Annotated in this window: 22 protein-coding genes; 9 read left to right on the top strand and 13 right to left on the bottom strand. The window is 72.0% G+C overall.

The window, feature by feature from the left end:
- The first annotated feature begins 47 nt into the window (after nt 1–47).
- Nucleotides 48–440 carry a metalloregulator ArsR/SmtB family transcription factor gene (locus QC282_RS20155; RefSeq protein WP_279550904.1) on the top strand — a complete coding sequence of 131 codons (393 nt, stop codon included), beginning with the start codon at nt 48–50 and terminating at the stop codon, nt 438–440.
- Nucleotides 441–505: 65 nt separating this feature from the next.
- On the top strand, nt 506–979 hold the full coding sequence (locus tag QC282_RS20150) for a GNAT family N-acetyltransferase (RefSeq protein ID WP_279550956.1): 474 nt from the start codon (nt 506–508) through the stop codon (nt 977–979).
- A gap of 23 nt (nt 980–1002) precedes the next feature.
- Here QC282_RS20150 and arsB read toward each other — a convergent pair whose 3' ends face one another.
- Both arsB and QC282_RS20140 read right to left on the bottom strand, forming a co-directional pair.
- Nucleotides 1003–2082, bottom strand: coding sequence for an ACR3 family arsenite efflux transporter (gene arsB / locus QC282_RS20145; RefSeq protein ID WP_279550903.1), 1080 nt, complete (start codon nt 2080–2082; stop codon nt 1003–1005).
- Nucleotides 2079–2387, bottom strand: a complete 309-nt coding sequence (locus QC282_RS20140; RefSeq protein ID WP_279550902.1) for a metalloregulator ArsR/SmtB family transcription factor — start codon at nt 2385–2387, stop codon at nt 2079–2081. Before QC282_RS20140 ends, arsB begins: the two co-directional genes overlap by 4 nt.
- Before the next feature lie 81 nt (nt 2388–2468).
- Between QC282_RS20140 and QC282_RS20135 the strand changes: the two genes are divergently transcribed.
- Nucleotides 2469–2885: an arsenate reductase ArsC gene (locus QC282_RS20135; RefSeq protein ID WP_279550901.1), complete on the top strand. Its 417-nt coding sequence runs from the start codon at nt 2469–2471 to the stop codon at nt 2883–2885.
- A 328-nt stretch (nt 2886–3213) separates the two neighbouring features.
- On the opposite strand, the gene QC282_RS20130 is transcribed toward QC282_RS20135, so the two are convergent.
- From QC282_RS20130 to QC282_RS20100, 7 genes are all read right to left on the bottom strand, one after another.
- The gene (locus tag QC282_RS20130) at nt 3214–4479 is read right to left on the bottom strand and encodes an ArgE/DapE family deacylase (protein WP_279550900.1); all 1266 of its coding nucleotides are present in this window, start codon (nt 4477–4479) and stop codon (nt 3214–3216) included.
- Nucleotides 4480–4575: 96 nt separating this feature from the next.
- Nucleotides 4576–6072, bottom strand: coding sequence for a HAMP domain-containing sensor histidine kinase (locus QC282_RS20125; RefSeq protein WP_279550899.1), 1497 nt, complete (start codon nt 6070–6072; stop codon nt 4576–4578).
- Nucleotides 6073–6846, bottom strand: a complete 774-nt coding sequence (locus QC282_RS20120; protein WP_279550898.1) for a response regulator transcription factor — start codon at nt 6844–6846, stop codon at nt 6073–6075.
- Nucleotides 6847–6923: 77 nt separating this feature from the next.
- The gene (locus QC282_RS20115; RefSeq protein ID WP_279550897.1) at nt 6924–7745 is read right to left on the bottom strand and encodes a CE1759 family FMN reductase; all 822 of its coding nucleotides are present in this window, start codon (nt 7743–7745) and stop codon (nt 6924–6926) included.
- Nucleotides 7742–8872, bottom strand: coding sequence for an LLM class flavin-dependent oxidoreductase (locus QC282_RS20110; RefSeq protein WP_279550896.1), 1131 nt, complete (start codon nt 8870–8872; stop codon nt 7742–7744). Before QC282_RS20110 ends, QC282_RS20115 begins: the two co-directional genes overlap by 4 nt.
- A gap of 64 nt (nt 8873–8936) precedes the next feature.
- Nucleotides 8937–9461, bottom strand: a complete 525-nt coding sequence (locus tag QC282_RS20105; protein WP_279550895.1) for a MarR family transcriptional regulator — start codon at nt 9459–9461, stop codon at nt 8937–8939.
- Nucleotides 9462–9519: 58 nt separating this feature from the next.
- On the bottom strand, nt 9520–9948 hold the full coding sequence (locus QC282_RS20100; protein WP_279550955.1) for a hypothetical protein: 429 nt from the start codon (nt 9946–9948) through the stop codon (nt 9520–9522).
- Between the two features lie 198 nt (nt 9949–10146).
- Between QC282_RS20100 and QC282_RS20095 the strand changes: the two genes are divergently transcribed.
- Complete coding sequence (locus QC282_RS20095; RefSeq protein WP_279550894.1) at nt 10147–10485, top strand: YnfA family protein; 339 nt, start codon at nt 10147–10149, stop codon at nt 10483–10485.
- Nucleotides 10486–10528: 43 nt separating this feature from the next.
- Entirely contained in the window at nt 10529–11305 is a 777-nt protein-coding gene (locus QC282_RS20090) for an SDR family NAD(P)-dependent oxidoreductase (protein ID WP_279550893.1), read from the top strand.
- A gap of 114 nt (nt 11306–11419) precedes the next feature.
- On the opposite strand, the gene QC282_RS20085 is transcribed toward QC282_RS20090, so the two are convergent.
- Nucleotides 11420–12613, bottom strand: a complete 1194-nt coding sequence (locus QC282_RS20085; RefSeq protein WP_279550892.1) for an RtcB family protein — start codon at nt 12611–12613, stop codon at nt 11420–11422.
- Between the two features lie 248 nt (nt 12614–12861).
- Here QC282_RS20085 and QC282_RS20080 point away from each other — a divergent pair, with 248 nt between their 5' ends.
- From QC282_RS20080 to QC282_RS20070, 3 genes are all read left to right on the top strand, one after another.
- Nucleotides 12862–13692, top strand: coding sequence for a DUF3558 domain-containing protein (locus tag QC282_RS20080; RefSeq protein WP_279550891.1), 831 nt, complete (start codon nt 12862–12864; stop codon nt 13690–13692).
- A 119-nt stretch (nt 13693–13811) separates the two neighbouring features.
- Nucleotides 13812–14720 carry a DUF3558 family protein gene (locus QC282_RS20075; RefSeq protein WP_279550890.1) on the top strand — a complete coding sequence of 303 codons (909 nt, stop codon included), beginning with the start codon at nt 13812–13814 and terminating at the stop codon, nt 14718–14720.
- 243 nt (nt 14721–14963) lie between these two features.
- Nucleotides 14964–16361 (top strand): DUF2637 domain-containing protein, encoded by a 1398-nt coding sequence (locus QC282_RS20070; protein ID WP_279550889.1) that lies wholly within the window; start codon nt 14964–14966, stop codon nt 16359–16361.
- A gap of 120 nt (nt 16362–16481) precedes the next feature.
- On the opposite strand, the gene lysS is transcribed toward QC282_RS20070, so the two are convergent.
- Entirely contained in the window at nt 16482–18224 is a 1743-nt protein-coding gene (lysS, locus tag QC282_RS20065; RefSeq protein WP_279550888.1) for a lysine--tRNA ligase, read from the bottom strand.
- Nucleotides 18225–18351: 127 nt separating this feature from the next.
- On the opposite strand from lysS, the gene argS reads away from it, so the two are divergent.
- Complete coding sequence (gene argS / locus QC282_RS20060; protein ID WP_279550887.1) at nt 18352–20115, top strand: arginine--tRNA ligase; 1764 nt, start codon at nt 18352–18354, stop codon at nt 20113–20115.
- Nucleotides 20116–20179: 64 nt separating this feature from the next.
- Here argS and QC282_RS20055 read toward each other — a convergent pair whose 3' ends face one another.
- Both QC282_RS20055 and QC282_RS20050 read right to left on the bottom strand, forming a co-directional pair.
- The gene (locus tag QC282_RS20055; protein WP_279550886.1) at nt 20180–20899 is read right to left on the bottom strand and encodes a polysaccharide deacetylase family protein; all 720 of its coding nucleotides are present in this window, start codon (nt 20897–20899) and stop codon (nt 20180–20182) included.
- 32 nt (nt 20900–20931) lie between these two features.
- Complete coding sequence (locus QC282_RS20050; RefSeq protein WP_279550885.1) at nt 20932–21894, bottom strand: glycoside hydrolase family 11 protein; 963 nt, start codon at nt 21892–21894, stop codon at nt 20932–20934.
- Nucleotides 21895–21970: the final 76 nt, after the last annotated feature.

The following is a 21970-nucleotide window of genomic DNA, read 5'->3' as shown; positions in this document are numbered from 1 at the left end:
GGAGGGAGAGCTCCCTTGGCTGGTTAGACGTGTGTCAACATAGACGCATGTCGAACACCAACGTGCTGCCCGTGCTGGAACCCGCCCAAGACGCGGTCGCGCCGTGCTGTCCGCCCCTCACCGAGCGCCCGTTCAGCGCCGAGGAGGCCGAGACGGCCGCGCGGATGTTCAAGGCCCTCGGCGATCCCGTGCGGCTGCGGCTGTTCTCGGCGGTGGCCTCCCACGAGGGCGGCGAGGCGTGCGTGTGCGACATCTCCGACGTGGGCGTCTCGCAGCCGACCGTCTCCCACCACCTGAAGAAGCTCAAGGAGGCCGGTCTGCTCACCTCCGAGCGGCGCGGCACCTGGGTCTACTACCGGGTGGAGCCGTCCGTGCTGGCCGCGATGGGCAAGCTGCTCACCGGCGTCCCGGCGGCCCGCCCCGCCCGCGCCGCGTCGTGACGCCCGTGCCAGGCGTGACTGGCCCGACCGGCGTGACCGGCGTGACCGGCGTGACCGTGGCGCCGATGTCCGCCGAGCACGCCGACGAGGTGCTGGCGATCTACCGGGCGGGCATCGACGAGGGCGACGCGACCTTCGAGACGACGGCGCCGGCCTGGGAGGCGTTCGACGCGGCGAGGCTGCGCGAGCACCGCTTCGTCGCCCTGGACGAGGACGGGGCGGTGCTCGGCTGGGTCGCGGCCTGCGCGGTCTCCGACCGCTGTGCGTACGCGGGTGTGGTGGAGCACTCCGTGTACGTCGCCCCGGCCGCCCGGGGCCGGGGGGTGGCCGCCGCGCTGCTGACGGCACTGGTCGAGTCGACCGAGGCGGCCGGGATCTGGACGATCCAGTCCGGGATCTTCCCGGAGAACACCGCCAGCCTCGCCCTGCACGAGCGGGCCGGCTTCCGTGTCGTCGGCGTCCGCGAGCGCGTCGGCCGCCATCACGGCCGGTGGCGCGACGTCGTCCTCGTGGAACGCCGCAGCCCGGCCGTCGGCTGACGACCGGGCCGCGTCCGCGCGGTTCAGGCGGCGGCGAACCTGCGCCGCCAGGCCAGCGACACGTACACCAGCGCGACCAGCACCGGCACCTCGATCAGCGGGCCCACCACGCCGGACAGCGCCTGCCCGGAGGTGACGCCGAACGTGGCGATGGCGACCGCGATGGCCAGCTCGAAGTTGTTGCCGGCGGCCGTGAAGGCGAGGGTCGCCGTGCGGTCGTACGCGAGGCCGATGGCCTTGCCGAGGGCGAAGGTGCCGAACCACATCACCGCGAAGTACACCAGCAGCGGGAGCGCGATGCGGACGACGTCCAGCGGCTGCGAGGTGATCGTCTTCCCCTGGAGGGCGAACAGGACGACGATCGTGAACAGCAGGCCGTACAGCGCCCAAGGGCCGATCCTCGGCAGGAAGCCCGTCTCGTAGGCCTCGCGGCCCAGCTTCCGCTCGCCGACGCGGCGGGTGAGGAAACCGGCCAGCAGCGGCACGCCGAGGAAGACGACGACGTTCAGCGCGATCTTCCACATCGAGATGTCGAGCCGCTCGCCGTCGCCGAGGCCGAGCCAGCCCGGCAGCAGGTCGAGGTAGAACCAGCCGAGCAGGCCGAACGCGAGGACCTGGAAGACGGAGTTCAGCGCCACGAGCACGGCGGCGGCCTCGCGGTCCCCGCAGGCGAGGTCGTTCCAGATGATGACCATGGCGATGCAGCGGGCGAGGCCGACGATGATCAGGCCGGTGCGGTACTCGGGCAGGTCGGGCAGGAAGATCCACGCCAGCGCGAACATCACCGCCGGGCCGGCGACCCAGTTGACGACCAGCGACGAGACCATGAGCCGGCGGTCGCCGGTGACGGCGTCGAGCCGGTCGTAGCGGACCTTGGCCAGCACCGGATACATCATGATCAGCAGGCCGACCGCGATCGGCAGGGAGATCCCGCCGATCTCGACCTTCGCGAGGACGTCGTTCAGGCCGGGGACCGCCCTGCCGAGGCCGAGACCGGCGGCCATGGCGAGCAGGATCCAGACGGCGAGGAAGCGGTCGAGCGTCGACAGCTTCGCGACGACCGAGGCTTCCTCGGTGGTCGCGGGCGCTTCGGTGCGGGTCACGGGCACGCTCTCTTGTTGGTGGCGGCGGTACGGGCGGACGCGGCCAGTTCGGCGAACTGGCCGGCGAGCGAGGCGATGACGTCCGGGCGCAGCCTGTAGTACGTGTACCGGCCGCAGGGTTCCGTCTCGACGACCCCCGCCTCGCGGAGCACCCTCAGGTGGTTGGAGAGGTTGGTCTGCCTGGCACCGGTCTCCTCGATGAGGTGCGTGGTGCAGAGCGTCTCCTTGGCCAGCAGGGTGACGATGCGCAGGCGGAGCGGGTCGGCGAGCACCCGCAACAGATCAGTGTCGACTGACGTCAGCATGGACTGATACTCTCACATCATTCCCAGCTGATACCAGCCTGGCCTGATGCCGCCCGATCCAGGAAGAACAGAGGAAGACAGATGTCCTCCAGCCCCCGCGCCTCCGTGCTGTTCGTCTGCGTCCACAACGCCGGGCGCTCGCAGATGGCCGCCGGTTTCCTCAGCCACCTCGCGGGCGACCGCGTCGAGGTCCGCTCCGCCGGTTCGATCCCGGGCGACCGGGTCAACCCGTCGGCCGTCGAGGCGATGAAGGAGGTCGGCATCGACATCTCCGGCGCCACGCCGAAGGTCCTCACCACCGAGGCCGTACAGGCGTCCGACTACGTCATCACCATGGGCTGCGGCGACGCCTGCCCGGTCTTCCCGGGCAAGAAGTACCTGGACTGGGCCCTGGAGGACCCGGCCGGCAAGGGCATCGAGGCGGTCCGTCCGATCCGCGACCAGATCAAGGCCCGCATCGAGGCCCTGGTGGCCGAGATCGACGCACAGCACGCCTGACGCCGGCCCGCCGCGAACCGGGGAACCCCACGGCGGGCGCCCCGCCGCGGGCGCCCATCGCGGACGCCCCGGTGCGTGCCGGGACGCCCCGCCGCGTGCGCCTGCCGTGGGTGCCCCACGGCGGACGCCCATCGCGAACCCCCACCGCGTGCGCCCCGCCCGCGTGCGCCCGCCGGGGGTGCGCCACCACCGGAGCCTCACCACGGCCCACGCCCCAGTCGTGCGCCCACCGCGGGTGCGCCACCACCGGAGCCTTACCACGGCCCACGCCCCAGAAGCCCCACCGCAGACGTCCCGCCGCGCCCCCGCACGGGCGCCCGCGTTCACCTCACCGCGTCCCCACCACCCGCAGCACGGCCACCACCAGCGTCCGCGTCACCTCCACCAGCTCGCGCAGCGACACCTGCTCCCTCGGGCTGTGCGCCACCCGGACGTCCCCCGGCCCGTACTGCAGGGTCGGGATCCCGTCGCCGGCGTACAGGCGCAGGTCGCTGCCGTACGGCGCCCCGCGCTCCGGCAGTGCGGAGCCGCCGGCGGTGTCCGCGTGGGCGCCGCGCAGGACGTCGGGAAGCGGATGCCCGGCGGGCAGGCGGCCACTGGCGAAACGGCCGCCCGGCCAGGTCACCGTCGCCGGATGGTCCCGCAGCCACGGGTCGGCGGCGCACGCCTCGGCCACACAGCGCTCGAAGGCCGCGCGCGCGTCGGCCGGGTCCTCGCCGAGGCGCACCCCGAGCCGCCCTTCGGCCACCAGCAGATCGGGCACGCTGCTCGCCCAGTCACCGGCGTGCACCGTGCCGACCGACAGGGCGTACGGGATCGGGTGGCCGGCCATCAGCGGGTCGGGGTCGGCGTTGCGGTCGGCCTCCAGCCGGGCCAGCGCCCGGTGCAGCGGCAGATACGCGTCGACGGCGCTGACGCCCTGGTCGCGCGTGCTGCCGTGGGTCGCCCGGCCCGGGACGGCGAGCCGGAACGTCAGCGCGCCCGCGTTGGCCGTGACGACCGCGCCCGCGGTCGGCTCGGAGATGAAGCAGGCGTCGCCCCGGTGCCCGCGCCGCAGCGTGCCGAACGCGCCGAGGCCGCCGTCCTCCTCGCCGACGACGAAATGCGCGGCGAGACGGCCCCGCAGCCGTATCCCCGCCGACCGTATCGCCGCGAGCGCGCCCAGGTGCGCCGCTATGCCGGCCTTCATGTCGCAGGCGCCGCGCCCGTGCACCACGTCTTTGGTGACTCTCGGCACGAACGGGTCGCCCTCCCACGCCGTGAGGTCACCCGGCGGTACGACGTCCACGTGCCCCTGGAGGATCAGCGTCGGCCCGTCGCCGCCGTCCGGGGTCGTGCCGACCAGGCCCCACGCCTCGTCCCGCGCCGCCTCCGCGCCGGGGAAGTCCGGGTCGGCGAACAGCGCGGGCAGGTCCATGGACCACAGGTCGACGTCCAGGCCGAGCCACTCCAGCCGCCCGGCGAGCTGATGCTGGAGCTCCGACTCGGCGGGACTGCCGGTCACGCTCGGCACGGCGATCAACTCCTGCAGCGTCCGCGCCAGTTCCTTCTCGTCGATCGCCGCGAGCGCGGCGGCCTCCTCGTCGCTCAGCACCTTGCCGGCCCTCCCCTTCGGTCCACGCGGCGGCCCTTCCGCCCCCTCGCATGTCTGCTCCGCCGGGACCGTCTCCACTCCCCCGTCCGCCGCCGGTCAGCCGGGGCCGTCCGCGTCCTCCCCGTCCGCCGCCGCGCCCCCGCCCACGGTGAAGCCGATCACCGCCCCGCCCCCGCCCCGCCGGAACGCGAACGGCGCCCCGCCGTGGGCGAGTGCCACCTCGCGGACGATGGACAGCCCGAGCCCCGAGCCGGGCAGGGAACGCGCGTCGGCGGCACGGTAGAAGCGGTCGAAGACGTGGCCCAGGTCGCCGTCGGTGATGCCGGGCCCCCGGTCGCGGACCTCGACACGGACCGGGCCGACGGGAGTCTCCCCGCCCGCGCGGAGCCGGAGGTGGGGCAGGGCCGGACCGGCCACCACGATCTCGATGGGCGCGCCGCCGCCCCGGTCGAACTTCGCCGCGTTCTCCACGAGGTTGGACATCGCCCGCGTCAGCAGCCCCGGCCGGCCCTCGGCGGCCGTGTCACCGTACGAGGCGACCACGATCTCCCGCCCGGTGCGCCGCCGCGCCAGACCGGCCACGTCCTCGGCGATGTCCGCGAGGTCGACGGTCTGCGGCGGCTCACTGTCCGACTGGCCCGCCGCGAGATCCACCAACTCGTTGACGAGATCGGTCAGTTCACGGGCCTCCTGGCCCAGGTCGGCGACCAGTTCCTCGCGGGCGGCGGGCGGGAGTTCGTCGATGCGGCGCAGCAGGGAGATGTTGGTCCGCAGCGACGTCAACGGCGTGCGCAGCTCGTGGCCCGCGTCCTGCACCAGCCGCCGCTGGTCCTCCTCCGACTGGGCCAGCCGGCCCAGCATGCGGTCGAACGCCCGGCCCAGGCGGCCCACTTCGTCGTTGCCGGTCACCGGCACCTGGATGTCGAGCCGCCGGGTGCGGGCGACGTCCTCGGCCGCCGACGTGAGGACGACGAGGCGGCGGGTGATGCGCCGCGCCAGCCACCAGCCGAACAGCCCCGCGCCGACCACCACGGCCGTCGTCGTCACGAGCGTGCGCTGCTGGAGCGACCGCAGCAGGTCCTCGGTGTCGCTGAACGACTGCGCCACCTGCACCGCGCCCCTGCCGCCGCCGAGCGCGACGGTCGCGACGCGGTAGACGTCGTCGCCGACGTCGGTGTCCAGGTGCACGGTCAGCCGCCCGGCCGTCGCGGCGCCCGCGATCCCCCGGTCGGCCCGCGTGACGGGCAGCCCCGGATTGCCGGGGTCCACAACCGCGCCGTCGGGCCCGAGCACCTGCACGTCCGTGCGGGCCGGGCGCAGCAGGTCGTGACCGGGCGCGGACGAGGAGAAGTCCTCCGGCGTCATCCGGGCCTGCCGCACCTCGTTGCGCACGTCCTGCACGACCTCGTCGAACACCATCTGCTGGTCCACGCGCACCAGCCGGGCGGCGGCACTGTAGGAGAGGAGGCCGACGAGGACGGTGACGGCGGCCGTGACCGCCGCGAACGACAGCGCGAACGTGGTCCGCAGCGACACCAGCCGGAACCGGCGCCTGCCCGGCGACCGCCCGGACCGGCCGCCCGCCGGGCCCACTCAGTCCTCCCGCAGCACGTAACCCACACCGCGCACCGTGTGGATCAGCTGGGGGGCGCCGGGCTCGTCCAGCTTGCGGCGCAGATAGCCGACGTAGACGGCGAGGTTCTTCGAGCCGGGACCGAAGTCGTAGCCCCAGATGCGGTCGTAGATCGTGGAGTGGTCCAGGACGATGCCCGCGTTGCGGACGAGCAGTTCCAGCAGCTCGAACTCGGTGCGGGTCAGCTCCAGTTCCCGCTCCCCGCGCCAGGCCCGCCGCGCCTGCGGGTCCATCCGCAGCCCGGCGGCCCGCAGGTGGGGCCGGGAGGGCTGCTCCTCGGGGGCGGCGGACGGTACGGCGGCCGGCGGTAGGGCGGCCGGCGGCGCGGCGGGAGGCTCGGGGGCGGCCTGCGCGGCGCCGGTCCCGCCTCCCGTGCGGCGCAGCAGGGCCCGCAGCCGCGCGAAGACCTCCTCGACGTCGAACGGCTTGACCACGTAGTCGTCGGCGCCCGCGTCGAGACCGGCGATCCGGTCGGCGGTCTCGACCAGCGCGGTCAGCATCAGGATGGGCGTGCTGTCGCCCTCGGCGCGCAGCACGCGGGCCACCTGGAGGCCGTCTATGCCGGGCATCATCACGTCCAGCACCAGCACGTCCGGCCGGCCGCGGTGGGCCTGCGCCAGGGCCTCGACGCCGTCGGCGACCGCGGTGACCCGGTAGCCCTCCAGGGTCAGGGCACGTTCGAGGGCGTGCCGGATGGCACGGTCGTCTTCGGCGAGCAGAACGGTGTGGGGCACGGGTCCAGTCTGCCAAGCCGCCGGAGCCGCCCGCGTGACGGACGGCTCACCGGCGCCGCTTCTTACTGGCCTCTCACTCAGCCCGCGGACCGCAGCGCCGCGAGCTGCCGCTCGAACGGCACGACCTCGAACTCGGCGATCCTCTCGACGGCGGGCAGGCCGGCCGACGCCCCCTCGGCCGACGCCCCGCCGGCCGATGCCCCGCCGGTCATGGCGCCACCGGTCGCGGCGGCACCGATCGCGGCGCCACCGGTCGCAGCCGCACCGGCCGTGGCACCACCGGTCGTGGCACCACCGATCACGGCCGCACCGGTCCTGGTGTCACCCGCCACGGCCCCTGCCACCACGGCCCCGCCCGCCTCGGCGCGGCCCGCTGCCGCACCGCCCGACAGCCCGGTCATCAGCGCCGCCAGTTCCCCGGCGGCCCGCGCGATCCGGCCGTCCAGGCCCCCGGCGCCCCAGTCCTCCGAGGCGGCGTACACGCCGGTCGGCACGACCACGGCCCGCAGGTACGAGAACAGCGGGCGCAGGGCGTGGTCCAGTACGAGGGAGTGCCGGGCGGTGCCGCCGGTCGCGGCGATCAGCACCGGCTTGCCCACGAGGGCGTCCTTGTCGAGCACGTCGAAGAAGGCCTTGAACAGCCCGCTGTACGACGCCGAGAACACCGGCGTGACGACGATCAGCCCGTCGGCCCCCGCGACGGCGCGCTGCGCGGCGGCGAGGTCCCGGCCGGCGAAGCCGTTGGTGAAGGTGTGCGCGATCTGCACGGCGAGATCGCGCAGCTCGACCACCTCGATGCCGGCCGGGGTCCGGCCGGTCACGGCGGCGGCCAGCCGGTCGGCGAGCAGCCGGGTGGACGACGGGACGCTCAGTCCCGCGGACACGACGACGAGCCTCATGCGCGAGCCTCCTCCTGCACGGCCCCGGCGTCATCCGCGGCCCCGGCATCCGTCGCGGCCCGCGCGGCCAGCAGCGACACGTGGGTGGGCGCGTCCGGCACGTTCGCGGGGCGGCGGGCGGCGAACTCCGCGCGCAGCACCGGCACGACCTCCTCGCCGAGCATGTCGAGCTGCTCCAGCACGGTCTTCAGCGGCAGCCCGGCGTGGTCCATCAGGAACAGCTGGCGCTGGTAGTCGCCGGCGTACTCGCGGAAGGACAGCGTCTTCTCGACGACCTGCTGCGGGGAGCCGACGGTCAGCGGCGTCTGGTCGGTGAAATCCTCCAGCGACGGCCCGTGCCCGTACACGGGCGCGTTGTCGAAGTAGGGCCGGAACTCGCGCACCGCGTCCTGGGAGTTCTTCCGCATGAACACCTGCCCGCCGAGCCCGACGATCGCCTGCTCGGGCGTGCCGTGGCCGTAGTGCGCGTAGCGGGTCCGGTACAGCTCGACCATCCGCTTGGTGTGGTCGGCCGGCCAGAAGATGTTGTTGTGGAAGAAGCCGTCGCCGTAGTACGCGGCCTGCTCCGCGATCTCCGGGGAGCGGATGGAGCCGTGCCAGACGAACGGCGGTACGCCGTCCAGCGGGCGCGGGGTGGAGGTGAAGCCCTGCAGGGGGCTGCGGAACCTGCCCTCCCAGTCGACGACGTCCTCGCGCCACAGGCGGTGCAGCAGGGCGTAGTTCTCGATGGCGAGGTTGATGCCCTGCCGGATGTCCTGCCCGAACCACGGGTAGACGGGGCCGGTGTTGCCGCGGCCCGTCATCAGGTCGACCCGGCCGTCCGCGAGGTGCTGGAGCATCGCGAAGTCCTCGGCGATCTTCACCGGGTCGTTGGTGGTGATGAGGGTGGTGGAGGTCGACAGGACCAGGCGCTCGGTGCGCGCCGCGATGTAGCCGAGCATGGTGGTCGGGGACGAGGGCACGAACGGCGGGTTGTGGTGCTCGCCGGTCGCGAAGACGTCGAGGCCGACCTCCTCGGCCTTCAGCGCGATGGCGACCATGGCCTTGATCCGCTCGCGCTCGGTCGGGGTGCGTCCCGTCGTCGGGTCGGGCGTGACGTCGCCGACGCTGAAGATCCCGAACTGCATGGCCGCTCAACCTCCAAGTTGTTGACCGTTCAACTATACCTCCGGAACGGCCCGCCCCCCTGAGTTATTCCGTGACCTCGTCCCCCGCCACGACCTCATCCCCCGGCCGCCCCGCCCGCAGCCGGGCCACCTGCTCCCCGTGGAAGTCCGCCGCCCGCCCCAGCTGCGCCACGACCAGCCCCAGCTCGGCGTCGTCCAAGTCGTCGAACAGGCAGCCCAGACCCCCGTTCAGCCGCTCCCACACCCGGCGCAGCTCCGCCGCCTTCTCCGGCACGGCCGCCACCATCACCCGCCGCCGGTCCCGCTCGTCCCGCCGCCGCACCACGTAACCCGCCCGCTCCAGCCGGTCCACCAGCCGCGTCGCCGAACCGATCGTCAGCCCCGTCAGCGCGGCGACCCGGCTCGTCGGCACCGGACGGTCCTCCAGCGTCAGCACGTTCAGACACTGCAGGTCGGTCGGGTGCAGACCGAGCCGGTCGGCCACCGCCTGACTGAACAGCGCCGCCGACACCATCGAGCGCCGCGACACCACCGCCAGCTCCTCAAGCAACCGGGCCCGCGCGCCCTCGTCCCTGGCTCTCGTACGCATACGGCGACCGCCCGGCCTCGCAGATGATGGTCAGTGGAACGGGAACCGCTGATGCCGCTCAGAAGAAGTACGCGTCCCCGGTGTCCAGCACGAGTACCCGCTGCCGGTCGTCGACGCGGTCACGGTCCACCACCGCCCCGCCCCACGCCGTACTCAGCTCCAGCAGCGCCTCCGACGGCGCCCCCCGCAGCCGCACCCGCAGGTCCGTCCGCTCACCCACCCCGTCGGCGGCGAGCGCCCCCGTCCGGCACAGCACCACCCGCGCCCCCGTGCGCGCGCAGCTGTCCGGCAGCTCCTGGCGGTCCGCCAGCGGCACCGACCAGCTCAGCCGCACCGTCGCGTCCGCCACCGCCGACGGACCGTGGTTGACCGGCGTGATCCCGACCTCCATCGTGCCGCCGGACATCACCGCGACACCGTGATACGCCAGACCGCCCTCCGGGACCCCCGCCGACGCTCCCGCGACGGGCACACCCGCGCCGGCCACCGCCAGGGCGACACCGCACACCACGGCCCGCCGCCGCACCCGCCGCCTCCGCACGCCGCCCGTGCCACCCGCGCCGCAACCGCTGCTGCCGTCCACCGGACCACTCCTCACTCCACAGGGGTCGTACGGATGTATCCCACGCGCGACGACCGGCAGGCGCCGTCCATCAGGTGACACCACCCGTGCGAAGCTGCCCGCATGCTGATCCTCCGCTCCGCCGCGCTCTTCGCGGTCGCCGCGCTGTTCGAGATCGGCGGCGCCTGGCTGGTCTGGCAGGGCGTACGCGAACACCGCGGCTGGCTGTGGGCCGCGGGCGGCGTCCTCGCGCTCGGCGCGTACGGCTTCGTCGCCACGTTCCAGCCGGACGCCCACTTCGGCCGCGTCCTCGCCGCCTACGGCGGGATCTTCGTCGCCGGCTCGATCCTGTGGGGCGTGGTCGCCGACGGCTACCGGCCCGACCGCTGGGACATCGCGGGCGCGCTGGTCTGCCTCGCCGGCATGGCCCTGATCATGTGGGCACCCCGCAACGGCGGCTGACTTACCCTGGGCGGCGTCCGGTCGTACGAATCAGGAGCAGCCCATGGCCACCGCCGCACCGTCCGCCGCCTCCCGCATCGCCGTCGTCACCGGTGCGAGCAGCGGCATCGGCGCCGCCACGGCACGGCAACTCGCCGCGGCCGGCTACCGCGTCGTCCTCACCGCCCGCCGCAAGGACCGCATCGAGGCGCTCGCCGAGGAGATCAACGCGGCCGGCCACCGGGCGACCGCGTACCCGCTGGACGTCACGGACCGCGCGGCGGTCGACGAGTTCGCCACCGCCTTCAAGACAATCGGCGTGCTGGTGAACAACGCGGGCGGCGCGCTGGGCGCCGACCCGGTCGCGACCGGCGACCCGGCCGACTGGCGTCAGATGTACGAGACGAACGTCATCGGCACCCTCAACCTCACCCAGGCCCTGCTGCCCAAGCTGGAGGCGAGCGGCGACGGCACGGTCGTGGTCGTCTCCTCCACCGCCGGCCACGCCACCTACGAGGGCGGCGCGGGCTACGTCGCCGCCAAGCACGGCGCCCACGTCCTCGCCGAGACCCTCCGCCTGGAGATCGTCGGCCGCCCGGTCCGCGTCATCGAGATCGCGCCCGGCATGGTGAAGACGGAGGAGTTCGCCCTGACCCGCTTCGGCGGCGACCAGGACCGGGCGGAGAAGGTCTACCAGGGCGTCGCCGACCCCCTCACCGCGGACGACGTCGCCGACACGATCACCTGGGCGGTGACCCGCCCCGCCCACGTCAACATCGACCTCCTCGTGGTCCGCCCCCGCGCCCAGGCGTCGAACACCAAGGTCCACCGGGAACCGTGACCCCGACCGAGCCACCCCGCGAACAACGCCGCCCGGCGAGGAGAAGAAGAACGGGCGCCGCATTCATCAATGACGCATCGCCTGAGGTCCCCGGTCACCGACCGGGGACCTCAGTCACCCCTTCACACACACGACCTGCTTCAGCTTCGCCACGACCTGCACCAGGTCCCGCTGCTGGTCGATGACCTGCTCGATCGGCTTGTAGGCGCCCGGGATCTCGTCCACGACACCGGAGTCCTTGCGGCACTCCACGCCCCGCGTCTGCTCCTCCAGGTCCTTCGTCGTGAACCGGCGCTTCGCCGCGTTGCGGCTCATCCGCCGACCGGCGCCGTGCGACGCCGAGTTGAAGGCCTTCGCGTTCCCGAGGCCCTTCACGATGTACGAACCCGTGCCCATGGAGCCCGGGATGATGCCGTACTCGCCGGAGCCCGCGCGGATCGCGCCCTTGCGGGTGACGAGCAGGTCCATGCCGTCGTAGCGCTCCTCGGCCACGTAGTTGTGGTGCGCGCTGATCTCCGGCTCGAAGGCCGGCTTCGCCTTCTTGAACTCCTTGCGGATCACGTCCTTCAGGAGCGCCATCATGATCGTGCGGTTGTACTTGGCGTACTCCTGTGCCCAGAACAGGTCGTTGCGGTACGCCGCCATCTGCGGGGTGTCCGCGACGAAGACGGCGAGGTCACGGTCGACCAGGCCCTGGTTGTGCGGGAGTTGCTGCGCGATGCCGATGTGGTGCTCGGCGAGTTCCTTGCCGATGTTGCGGGACCCGGAGTGAAGCATGAGCCATACAAAATCGGACGTATCGGTGCAAATCTCAACGAAATGATTGCCCCCGCCAAGCGTCCCCATCTGCTTGGCCGCCCGTTCCGCCCGGAACTTCACCGCCTCCGCGACCCCGTCGAACCGCCCCCAGAAGTCGTCCCACCCGGCGGTGGCCAGCCCGTGGAAGCGGCCCGGGTCGACAGGGCTGTCGTGCATTCCCCGCCCCACCGGAATCACCTGCTCGATCCTCGACCGCAGCCGCGAGAGGTCGCCCGGCAGGTCGTTCGCCGTCAGGGACGTCTTCACCGCCGACATGCCGCAGCCGATGTCGACGCCCACCGCCGCCGGGCACACCGCGCCCTGCATCGCGATGACCGAGCCGACCGTCGCGCCCTTGCCGTAGTGCACGTCCGGCATCACGGCGAGGCCCTTGATCCACGGTAGCGTCGCCACGTTCCGCAGCTGCTGGAGCGCCGCCTCCTCGATCGACGCCGGATCGGTCCACATCCGGATCGGCACCTTCGCGCCCGGCATTTCCACGTACGACATTTCGCCCTCATTCCCCCGGAAAAACAACAGAAGCTCAGAATCGCAAAACCGGCGCCAAGGTCGACGAATGGGACAACGGACCGGCGTTCACGGCAGTGCGTGCGATACACATTGTCTCCAGGGGGCGCCCCCGTGCGGCAAGCGAATAACCAGCGGGGACACTGGATGACCGGGCACCGACGGGCACCGGGCACCTTGCCCCCGGCCCGCCCCGACAACACCGCAGGAACCGTGGAGAGGAGCCGACCGTGCAGCGGAAGGCGTACGTACCTGGCGTCGCCGCCCTCCTCGCGGCCCTGTTGGCCGCCTGCACCGGCGGCTCGGGGGACGGGGCCACCTCGGACGGTTCGAACCCCGGCGGCCCCGGCACCGCCTCGGCCCCGGCCGAGCCCGGCAAGTACCGCACGCTGCCCGAGCCCTGCGGCGCGGTCGGCCGCGACACCCTCAACTCCCTGCTGCCCGGCATCAGGCAGATCGCCGACGAGGAGCAGCGCGAGAAGGCCTACGCGGGCGAGCCGACGCTGACGTACGACACCGACCGCAAGGTGGGCTGCCGTTGGAAGGTGGAGTCGACGGACGCCACCGACCATCTCCTCGTCGACTTCGAGCGGGTGGTGTCGTACGACAACGCGGTGAGCGACGACAGTCGGGCCGAGGCCCTCTTCGCGGGGCGGCGGGAGGCGGCGGACCTCCCGGAGCCGACCGCCACGGAGTCCGTCACGGAGTCGCCCACCGAGACCGCCGGTGAAGGCACCGACGAGGGCACCACCGGCGGGAAGTCGCCCTCCGCGTCCGCCTCGCCCTCCGGGTCCGCCTCGCCGTCGGCCTCGCCCTCCGATCTGCAGCCCCGCGTCCTTGAGGACCTGGGTGACGACGCCTTCCTCGACGACGCGCTCAGCAGCTCGGGTTCGACGGCCGAGCAGCGGACCGTGACTGTGGCGTTCCGCACGTCGAACGTGATCGTGACGATCGAGTACACGGAGCAGCCGGCGAATGTCGGCGTCGTCCCGGACAGCGAGGAAATGCAGGACAGGGCCCGGAATCTGGCCGCGCAGCTGGACGATTCGCTGTCCGACTGACCCCCCTTCACGGCCCCTTCGCGGTGCTCCGGAAAGCTCCGGAACCGGGACACCGCGCTCGGCTCACCGCGTACCGTGACCCCTCGGAACCCGTTCCGACCGCAGGAATCACGAGCGTCATGAGTGAAGGAACCATGCAGCGACGAGCACAGCGAGACCAGGCTCACCGGCGAGCGAAGCGCCTCAACCGCGTTCTTGTCGGCGCGGCAGCCGTCCCCGTGCTGCTGGTCGCCACGGCCTGCTCCTCCGACTCCGGCTCCGGCGACGGGGACAAGGGCTCCTCGGCCGCCGCGTCGAAGTCGGCGAGCCCGTCCCCGACCGTGCGGGCGGCGGCGTTCGAGAAGCTGCCCGAGCCGTGCGACGTCCTGAAGAAGGGCACGTTGGAGGATCTCGTCCCGAAGGCCGACGAGTCCGGCAAGGAGGGCAAGTCGGACGATGTGTCGATGCGCGGCTCCTGCTCCTGGAGCAGCCTGGACAACAACGGTGTGAAGGGCTCGCAGTTCCGCTGGCTGAACGTGTCGTTGCTGCGCTTCGAGTCCGACGTCACGCGCGGCGCGGGCGACGAGCTGGCGAAGAAGTACTACGACAAGCAGGTCCAGGACGCGCAGTCCGTGGAGGGCGCCAAGGACACCGAGACGGAGCCGGCGTCCGGGATCGGCGACGAGGCGACGACGGTGCGCTACGGCCTGAAGAAGAAGGAAGGCAGCTTCAAGCAGCAGACGGTCGTGGCGCGCGTGGAGAACGTCGTCGTGACGGTCGACTACAACGGCGCCGGTCTCGCGGGTGAGAAGACGCCGGACGCCGACACGATGGTGGAGGACGCGCGGAAGGCCGCCGAGGAGGCCGTGGCCGCGGTGGCGTCCGCGAACGGCGCGGACGCGAGCGGCGGTGGGACACCGAGCGGTTCGGCGAGCGTTTCGCCGTCGAAGTCCGCCAAGAGCCCGTCGAAGTCCGCGAGCCCGTCGGCGTCGAAGGCGGCGGAGGCGGCGGAGGCGCGGTCCTCGAAGTCGCCCGCCAAGAGCGGCTGAGGCCCTCGGGCCCTGAGCGCCTCCATGGCTGCGAAGGCTTGGAAGGCCTCGAAGGTTTCGAAGGTTTCGACGGCCTCGAAGGCGCCAAAGGCCCCGTCGGGTCGCAACTCGCCTTCCGCGAAGACTCGTTGAGGAAGCCCGGTCCCCGTGGGGGCCGGGCTCCTGCCGTCCCGGCAACGCGTCGGCCGCACACATGTGCCACTCTGTTGCGCGCACACCACACGCAAGAGGAGGGGAGTACAGGTGGCCGCGCCACTGCAGCTGACACGGACGCACCGCATTCTCATCGGCGTGGTCGTCACCGGTGCCGTCGTCATCGCCGGCATCGGCTTCGCGGGGTCGTACTCGGCCGTTCGCGAACTCGCCCTCAAGAAGGGCTTCGGGCAGTTCAGTTACGTCTTCCCGATCGGCATCGACGCGGGTATCTGCGTGCTGCTCGCCCTGGACCTCCTCCTCACCTGGATCCGTATCCCGTTCCCGCTGCTGCGGCAGACGGCGTGGCTGCTGACGGCGGCGACGATCGCGTTCAACGGCGCGGCGGCCTGGCCGGACCCGCTGGGTGTGGGGATGCACGCGGTGATCCCGGTGCTGTTCGTGGTGTCGGTGGAGGCGGCGCGGCACGCGATCGGCCGGATCGCGGACATCACCGCGGACAAGCACATGGAGGGCGTCCGCCTGACCCGGTGGATCCTGTCGCCGGTGCCGACGTTCCTGTTGTGGCGGCGGATGAAGCTGTGGGAGCTGCGTTCCTACGAGCAGGTCATCAAGCTGGAGCAGGAGCGCCTGGTCTATCAGGCCCGGCTGCGTTCCCGGTTCGGCCGCGGCTGGCGTCGCAAGGCCCCGGTGGAGTCGCTGATGCCGCTGCGTCTGGCGCGGTACGGGGTGCCGTTGGCGGACACGGCCCCGGCGGGGCTCGCGGCGGCGGGGATAGAGCCGGCGCTGATCCCCCCGGCGCCGCAGACCCAGGCGTCGCGGTCCCAGGCGCCGCACGAGCCGTCGCAGCAGCACCGGCCCGCCGCGGCTCCGCCCGCCGAGCAGCGCCCGGAGCTGGTGCGCGGCGGGGAGCCGGACCCGGCGCCGCAGGAGTCCGAGCCGCCGCTGAACCCGTGGCTGCACTCCCGTGATCCGCAGGCGGTCGAGTACCACGGCGGCTACGACCCGACGTACGACCCGGAGGCCGCGTACGCCCAGTGGTCGGCGGAGCAGCAGCAGGCCGAGCAGTACCTCCAGGAGCAGTACCCGCAGGAGCAGTACTCCCCGGACCAGTACGTCCAGGAGCACGCGCGGGAGCAGTACGTGCGGGAGCAGGTCCAGGAGCAGTACGGCCCGCAGGCGTACGAGGAGGCGGCCGCGGCCCCCGGGCCCTCCCCGGAGGACACGGGGAGCTTTCCGATCCCGGTGAGTCCGGGCCGTACGCGTGAGCTCGGTGAGGGCGGGGGTGCCCCGGAGCCGGACGAAGAGGCGCTGTACCAGGTCTTCAAGCAGTCGATAAGCGGCAGCGGCTATCCGACGCGGCGTGAGTTCAGCGACAACGTGGAGGCGACGTACGGCGTCCCGGTCCTCGACGCGGACGCCAAGCGCATGGTCCGGCGTTTCCAGAACCGTCACACGGCGGAGCTGGAGGACGACCACGTGGCGTAGGCCCCACGCGGGGCACGCGGGGCACGCGGGGCACGCGGCCCGTGCGGGTGATGCGGGCCGCGGGACACAGGAGAGCCCCCGTGCGCGTCATGCGCACGGGGGCCTTCTCGTCCCGGCTTACTACTGCCCGAGCAGGGTCCGGACCCGGTCCTGTCCGACCGCCAGCAGCAGCGTGGGCAGGCGCGGGCCGGTGTCCCGGCCGACGAGCAGGTGGTAGAGCAGCGCGAAGAAGGTCCGCTGGGCGGTCTTGATCTCCGGCGGCAGTTCCTTGGGCGTGGCGTCGGCGGAGAATCCGGCCTGGACCTTGGGCACGCCGTAGACGAGGTGGGTCAGGCCGTCCAGGGACCAGTGGTCGGCGAGTCCGTCGAGCAGCAGCCGCAGGGACTGCTGGGACGCCTCGTCGAGGGACTTCAGCAGTGCGTGGTCGGGCTCGTCGCGCACGATGGTGCGCTGGTCGGCGGGGACGTGGGTGTTGATCCACGCCTCGGCCTTGTCGAAGCGCGGCCGTGCCTCGTCCAGCGAGCCGAGCGGCTGCTCCGGGTCGAGCTCGCTGAGGATGCGCAGCGCCTGGTCCTCGTGTCCGGCGGTGATGTCGGCGACCGAGGCGAGCGTCCGGTACGGCAGGGGCCTCGGCGTCTTCGGCAGCTCACCGGCGGCGGTGCGGACGGCGCGGGAGTGGGCGGCGACGTCGGCGGGCAGGGCGGAGCCGTCGGCGACCTTGGCGTCGAGGCGGTCCCACTCGTCGTAGAGCCGCTGGATCTCCTGGTCGAAGGCGATCTTGAAGGACTGGTTGGGCCGGCGGCGGGCGTACAGCCAGCGCAGCAGCTGCGGCTCCATGATCTTCAGGGCGTCCGCCGGGGTGGGGACGCCGCCGCGCGAGGACGACATCTTGGCCATGCCGCTGATGCCGACGAAGGCGTACATGGGCCCGATGGGCTGCTTGCCGCCGAAGATGCCGACGATCTGGCCGCCGACCTGGAAGGACGATCCGGGCGAGGAGTGGTCGACGCCGCTGGGCTCGAAGATCACGCCCTCGTAGGCCCAGCGCATGGGCCAGTCGACCTTCCAGACCAGCTTGCCGCGGTTGAACTCGCTGAGCCGGACGGTCTCGGAGAAGCCGCACGCGGTGCAGGCGTACGTCATCTCGGTGGACTCGTCGTCGTAGGAGGTGACGGTGGTGAAGTCCTTCTCGCAGTTGCCGCAGTACGGCTTGTACGGGAAGTACCCGGCGGTGCCGGAGCTGCCGTCGTCCTCGGAGGCGGCGCCGGAGCCCTCGGCGGCCTCCAGCTCGGCCTCGTCGACCGGCTTCTGCGACTGCTTCTTCGCGGGGTCCTTCTTGGTGCGGTACTGGTCGAGGACGGCGTCGATGTCGCCGCGGTGCCGCATGGCGTGCAGGATCTGCTCGCGGTAGACGCCCGAGGTGTACTGGGCGGTCTGGCTGATGCCGTCGAACTCGACGCCGAGCGCGCCCAGCGACTCGATCATGGCGGCCTTGAAGTGCTCCGCCCAGTTCGGGTGCTCGGAGCCCTTCGGCGCGGGGACCGAGGTGAGCGGCTTGCCGATGTGCTCGGCCCAGGACTCGTCGATGCCGGCGACGCCGGCCGGGACCTTGCGGTACCGGTCGTAGTCGTCCCAGGAGATCACGTGCCGGACCTGGTGGCCGCGGCGGCGGATCTCGTCGGCGACGAGGTGCGGCGTCATGACCTCGCGGAGGTTGCCCAGGTGGATGGGGCCGGACGGCGAAAGTCCGGACGCGACGACGACCGGTTTGCCCGGGGCCCGACGCTCCGACTCCTCGATGACCTCATCCGCGAAACGGGAGACCCAGTCGGTGGTCTCGGTGCTCTGAGCCACGATCGGCACGTCCTTCTTTCTGAACGGGTGAGATCCCATTGTCACAGACCGTTGCGTGACCGCGAAAACGGCTTTACCCCCCGTGGGATACTGGCGGTGCCCATCGAACCCCACGAGGAGAACGGCACCCCTACCTATGGCCTCGGTCACGTCCCTCAGCGACTCCGTCCAGCAGCACCTCGCGTCCGCCATCGCCGCCGCCCTGCCGGAGGCCGGTGCCGCGGACCCGCTGCTGCGACGAAGCGACCGGGCCGACTTCCAGGCCAACGGCATCCTGGCGCTCGCCAAGAAGGCCAAGGCCAACCCGCGGGAGCTGGCGGCGCAGGTCGTCGCGCGGGTCGAGCAGGGCGGCGCGATCAGGGACATCGAGGTCTCGGGCCCCGGCTTCCTGAACGTGACGATCGCCGACCGGGCGATCACCGAGAACCTGGCCGCGCGGTACGCGGACGACACGGGCCGCCTCGGCGTCCCGGTCGCGGAGCACCCGGGCACGACGGTGATCGACTACGCGCAGCCGAACGTGGCGAAGGAGATGCACGTCGGTCACCTGCGCTCGGCGGTGATCGGCGACTCCGTCGTCCAGCTGCTGGAGTTCACCGGTGAGACGGTGGTGCGCCGGCACCACATCGGCGACTGGGGCACCCAGTTCGGCATGCTCATCCAGTACCTGGACGAGCACCCGCACGAGCTGGACCACAAGGAGTCCGAGGTGTCCGGCGAGGAGGCGATGTCGAATCTCGACCGCCTCTACAAGGCCGCGCGCAAGCACTTCGACTCCGACGAGGAGTTCAAGACGCGGGCCCGTCGCCGGGTGGTCGACCTGCAGGCCGGTGACCCGCACACGCTGGCCATGTGGCAGAAGTTCGTGGACGAGTCGAAGATCTACTTCTTCTCCGTCTTCGAGAAGCTGGACATGGAGATCCGTGACCCGGACATCGTCGGCGAGTCGGGGTACAACGACATGCTGGCCGAGACGTGCCGCCTGCTGGAGGAGTCCGGGGTGGCCGTCCGCTCGGAGGGCGCGCTGTGCGTGTTCTTCGACGACGTCAAGGGCCCGGACGGCAAGCCGGTCCCGCTGATCGTGCAGAAGTCGGACGGCGGCTACGGCTACGCGGCCACCGACCTGTCCGCGATCCGCGACCGCGTCTTCAACCTGAAGGCGAACACGCTGCTCTACGTGGTGGACGCGCGCCAGTCGCTGCACTTCAGGATGGTCTTCGAGACGGCCCGGAAGGCGGGCTGGCTGAACGAGGACGTGACGGCGGTGCAGCTGGCCTTCGGCACGGTCCTCGGCAAGGACGGCAAGCCGTTCAAGACCCGTGAGGGCGAGACGGTCCGTCTGGTCGACCTGCTGGACGAGGCGATCGACCGCGCGTCGGCCGTCGTCCGGGAGAAGGCGCAGGACCTGTCCGAGGAGGAGATCGCCGAGCGCGGCACCCAGGTGGGCATCGGCGCGGTGAAGTACGCGGACCTGTCGACGTCGGCGAACCGGGACTACAAGTTCGACCTGGACCAGATGGTCTCGCTGAACGGCGACACGAGCGTGTACCTCCAGTACGCGTACGCCCGTATCCAGTCGATCCTGCGCAAGGCGGGCGACGTGCGTCCGGCCGCGCACCCGGAGCTGGAACTGGCCGACGCGGAGCGCGCCCTGGGCCTGCACGCGGACGCGTTCGCGGAGACGGTCGCGGAGGCGGCGAGGGAGTACGCCCCGCACAAGCTGACGGCGTACCTGTACCAGTTGGCCTCGCTGTACACGACGTTCTACGACAGGTGCCCGGTGCTGAAGGCGGAGTCGCCGGCGCACGTGGAGAACCGGCTGTTCCTGTGCGACGTCACGGCGCGGACGCTGCACCGGGGTATGGCTTTGCTGGGCATCCGCACGCCGGAACGCCTCTGACGTCGTGTGACGTGAGTGCCGGGAGCGGCGCGGGGACTTCGGTCACCGCGCCGCTCCCGGCTTCTCAGCGTCGCTCCGGCTTCTCGGCCCGTGGCGCGGGAGACGGTGAGCCGGGTGCGACGGCCCGGCCGGTGGAGGGTGAGATCACCCCGGCGCAGAGCCCTCGGCCGGCCAGCCCCTGGGCGATCCGCGGGAGGGCGGCCCTGCTGTTCGCCGACCAGTCGTGCATCAGCATCACCTGGCCGTTGGTGAGCCGGGAGGCGGCCTGCACGATGGCGTCGGTGCTTGCCCCGTTCCAGTCCTGCGAGTCGACGTCCCAGAGGATCTCGGTCAGCCCGTACTTGGCCGCGACGGACTTCACCGTGGAGTTGGTCTCCCCGTAGGGCGGCCGGAACAGCTTGGGTGTGCCGCCGCCGGCGTTGGCGACGGCCTGCTGGGTGCGGGATATCTCGGAGTCGGTCTGGGCCTGGCTGAGCTGGGTGAGGTGCGGGTGGGTGTAGCTGTGGTTGCCGACCCGCATCCCGGCGTCGACCTGTGCCTTGACCAGGGCCGGGTTGGCCGCGGCGTAGTTGCCCTGGTTGAACATGGTGGCCCGCAGCCCGTTCTGCTTCAGCGTGCTGAGCAGGGCGGACGTGCTGCTGGACGGGCCGTCGTCGAAGGTCAGGGCGACGTAGCCGTTGCAGGCGGCGGCCGGGGCGCCCTGGGCGGGTCCGGCGCCGACGGTGAGACCACTGGCGAGCACCGTCGCACCGACGGCGAGCCCGGCCGCAATCCTCTTCTTCATACGGAGTGCTCCTCCAGTCGGGGGGATCGGGGTCAGCCCGCGCTGCACGAGACGGAGGGCCAGGTCCAGTTGCCGTTGGCCTGGATGGTGGCGCCCCAGTTGTTGCCGCTGCCGTTGGACCTGGCGACGAGGGTCTGGCTGCTGGGATAACTGGCGGTCACGTTCCAGGTGGACAGCACCTTGGCCGGGGAGGGCACGTTCATCGTCACGGTCCAGTTGCTCGCCCCGCTGACCGAGACGTTGAGGTTGTAGCGGTCGCTCCACTTCTCCCCGGCGGACAGCGTGGCGGTGCACCCGGTGCCGCCACCACCGCCACCGCCACCGCCGGAACCGGTCCCGCCGACGGTGATGTTGGAGCTGCCGCTGCTCTGGTAGCCCTCGGTGGCCATGATCATGTAGTTCATCGTGCCGAGGTTCATGCCGGCGCGGGCCCAGGCGTCGAAGTGGTTGCCGGTCGTGATGGTCCCGCCGGTCCGCTTGGCCTGCCGGACGCTCCAGAACTGCTTGAAGGTCTTGGTGCCCTCGATGGAGGGGGCGTTGTAGCGCGTCGTCTCGTAGATGTCGTACGTGCCGCCGTCGCTGGTGACGGTGCCCTTGAACGTGCCGGTGGGCCGGTAGGTGCCCCAGTTGTCGACGATGTAGTACTCGACGAGCGGGTTGGTCGACCAGCCGTAGAGCGTCAGGTAGGCGTTGCCGGACGGGTTGAAGGTGCCCGAGTACTGCACCGTCCGCCGTCCGCCGGTGGACCAGCCCTTGCCGGCCACGAAGTTGCCGGTGTTGCGCCACTGGGTGCTGTACTGGCCGCCGTCGCCCATGTCCATGGAGACGGTGCCCTGGCTGTCGGTCCAGAACGAGTAGTAGTAGCCGTTGTTGGTGCCGGTCTGGTTGGTCGTGACGACCGTGCCGGCACTGGCGGTGCCGGGCAGGGCCAACGCGACCACGAAGGCGAGCCCGACGGCCCAGCCTCTCCTCATCAGACGAACAAGCGCGTTCATGTCCGTGCTTCCTCCTCGTGTACGCCTGCATTGCGGGTGCAGCGCGGCGCCAGTGTTGGCCTGCCCGCACCGGCAG

It is taken from the genome of Streptomyces sp. DH24 (assembly GCF_029813775.1).
In the GTDB taxonomy this organism is placed as follows: Bacteria; Actinomycetota; Actinomycetes; order Streptomycetales; family Streptomycetaceae; genus Streptomyces.
The sequence above is the reverse complement of the archived record's forward strand: the minus strand, read 5'-3'. Positions and strand labels throughout refer to the sequence as shown.

Excerpts from the sequence above, each read along its gene's own strand:
- QC282_RS20155 (WP_279550904.1), top strand. The coding sequence starts at position 48 with ATGTCGAACACCAACGTGCTGCCCGTGCTGGAACCCGCCCAAGACGCG.
- QC282_RS20150 (WP_279550956.1), top strand. The coding sequence starts at position 506 with ATGTCCGCCGAGCACGCCGACGAGGTGCTGGCGATCTACCGGGCGGGC.
- QC282_RS20140 (WP_279550902.1), bottom strand. The coding sequence starts at position 2,387 with ATGCTGACGTCAGTCGACACTGATCTGTTGCGGGTGCTCGCCGACCCG.
- QC282_RS20135 (WP_279550901.1), top strand. The coding sequence starts at position 2,469 with ATGTCCTCCAGCCCCCGCGCCTCCGTGCTGTTCGTCTGCGTCCACAAC.
- QC282_RS20115 (WP_279550897.1), bottom strand. The coding sequence starts at position 7,745 with ATGAGGCTCGTCGTCGTGTCCGCGGGACTGAGCGTCCCGTCGTCCACC.
- QC282_RS20110 (WP_279550896.1), bottom strand. The coding sequence starts at position 8,872 with ATGCAGTTCGGGATCTTCAGCGTCGGCGACGTCACGCCCGACCCGACG.
- QC282_RS20105 (WP_279550895.1), bottom strand. The coding sequence starts at position 9,461 with ATGCGTACGAGAGCCAGGGACGAGGGCGCGCGGGCCCGGTTGCTTGAG.
- QC282_RS20095 (WP_279550894.1), top strand. The coding sequence starts at position 10,147 with ATGCTGATCCTCCGCTCCGCCGCGCTCTTCGCGGTCGCCGCGCTGTTC.
- QC282_RS20090 (WP_279550893.1), top strand. The coding sequence starts at position 10,529 with ATGGCCACCGCCGCACCGTCCGCCGCCTCCCGCATCGCCGTCGTCACC.
- QC282_RS20085 (WP_279550892.1), bottom strand. The coding sequence starts at position 12,613 with ATGTCGTACGTGGAAATGCCGGGCGCGAAGGTGCCGATCCGGATGTGG.
- QC282_RS20075 (WP_279550890.1), top strand. The coding sequence starts at position 13,812 with ATGAGTGAAGGAACCATGCAGCGACGAGCACAGCGAGACCAGGCTCAC.
- argS (WP_279550887.1), top strand. The coding sequence starts at position 18,352 with ATGGCCTCGGTCACGTCCCTCAGCGACTCCGTCCAGCAGCACCTCGCG.
- QC282_RS20055 (WP_279550886.1), bottom strand. The coding sequence starts at position 20,899 with ATGAAGAAGAGGATTGCGGCCGGGCTCGCCGTCGGTGCGACGGTGCTC.
- QC282_RS20050 (WP_279550885.1), bottom strand. The coding sequence starts at position 21,894 with ATGAACGCGCTTGTTCGTCTGATGAGGAGAGGCTGGGCCGTCGGGCTC.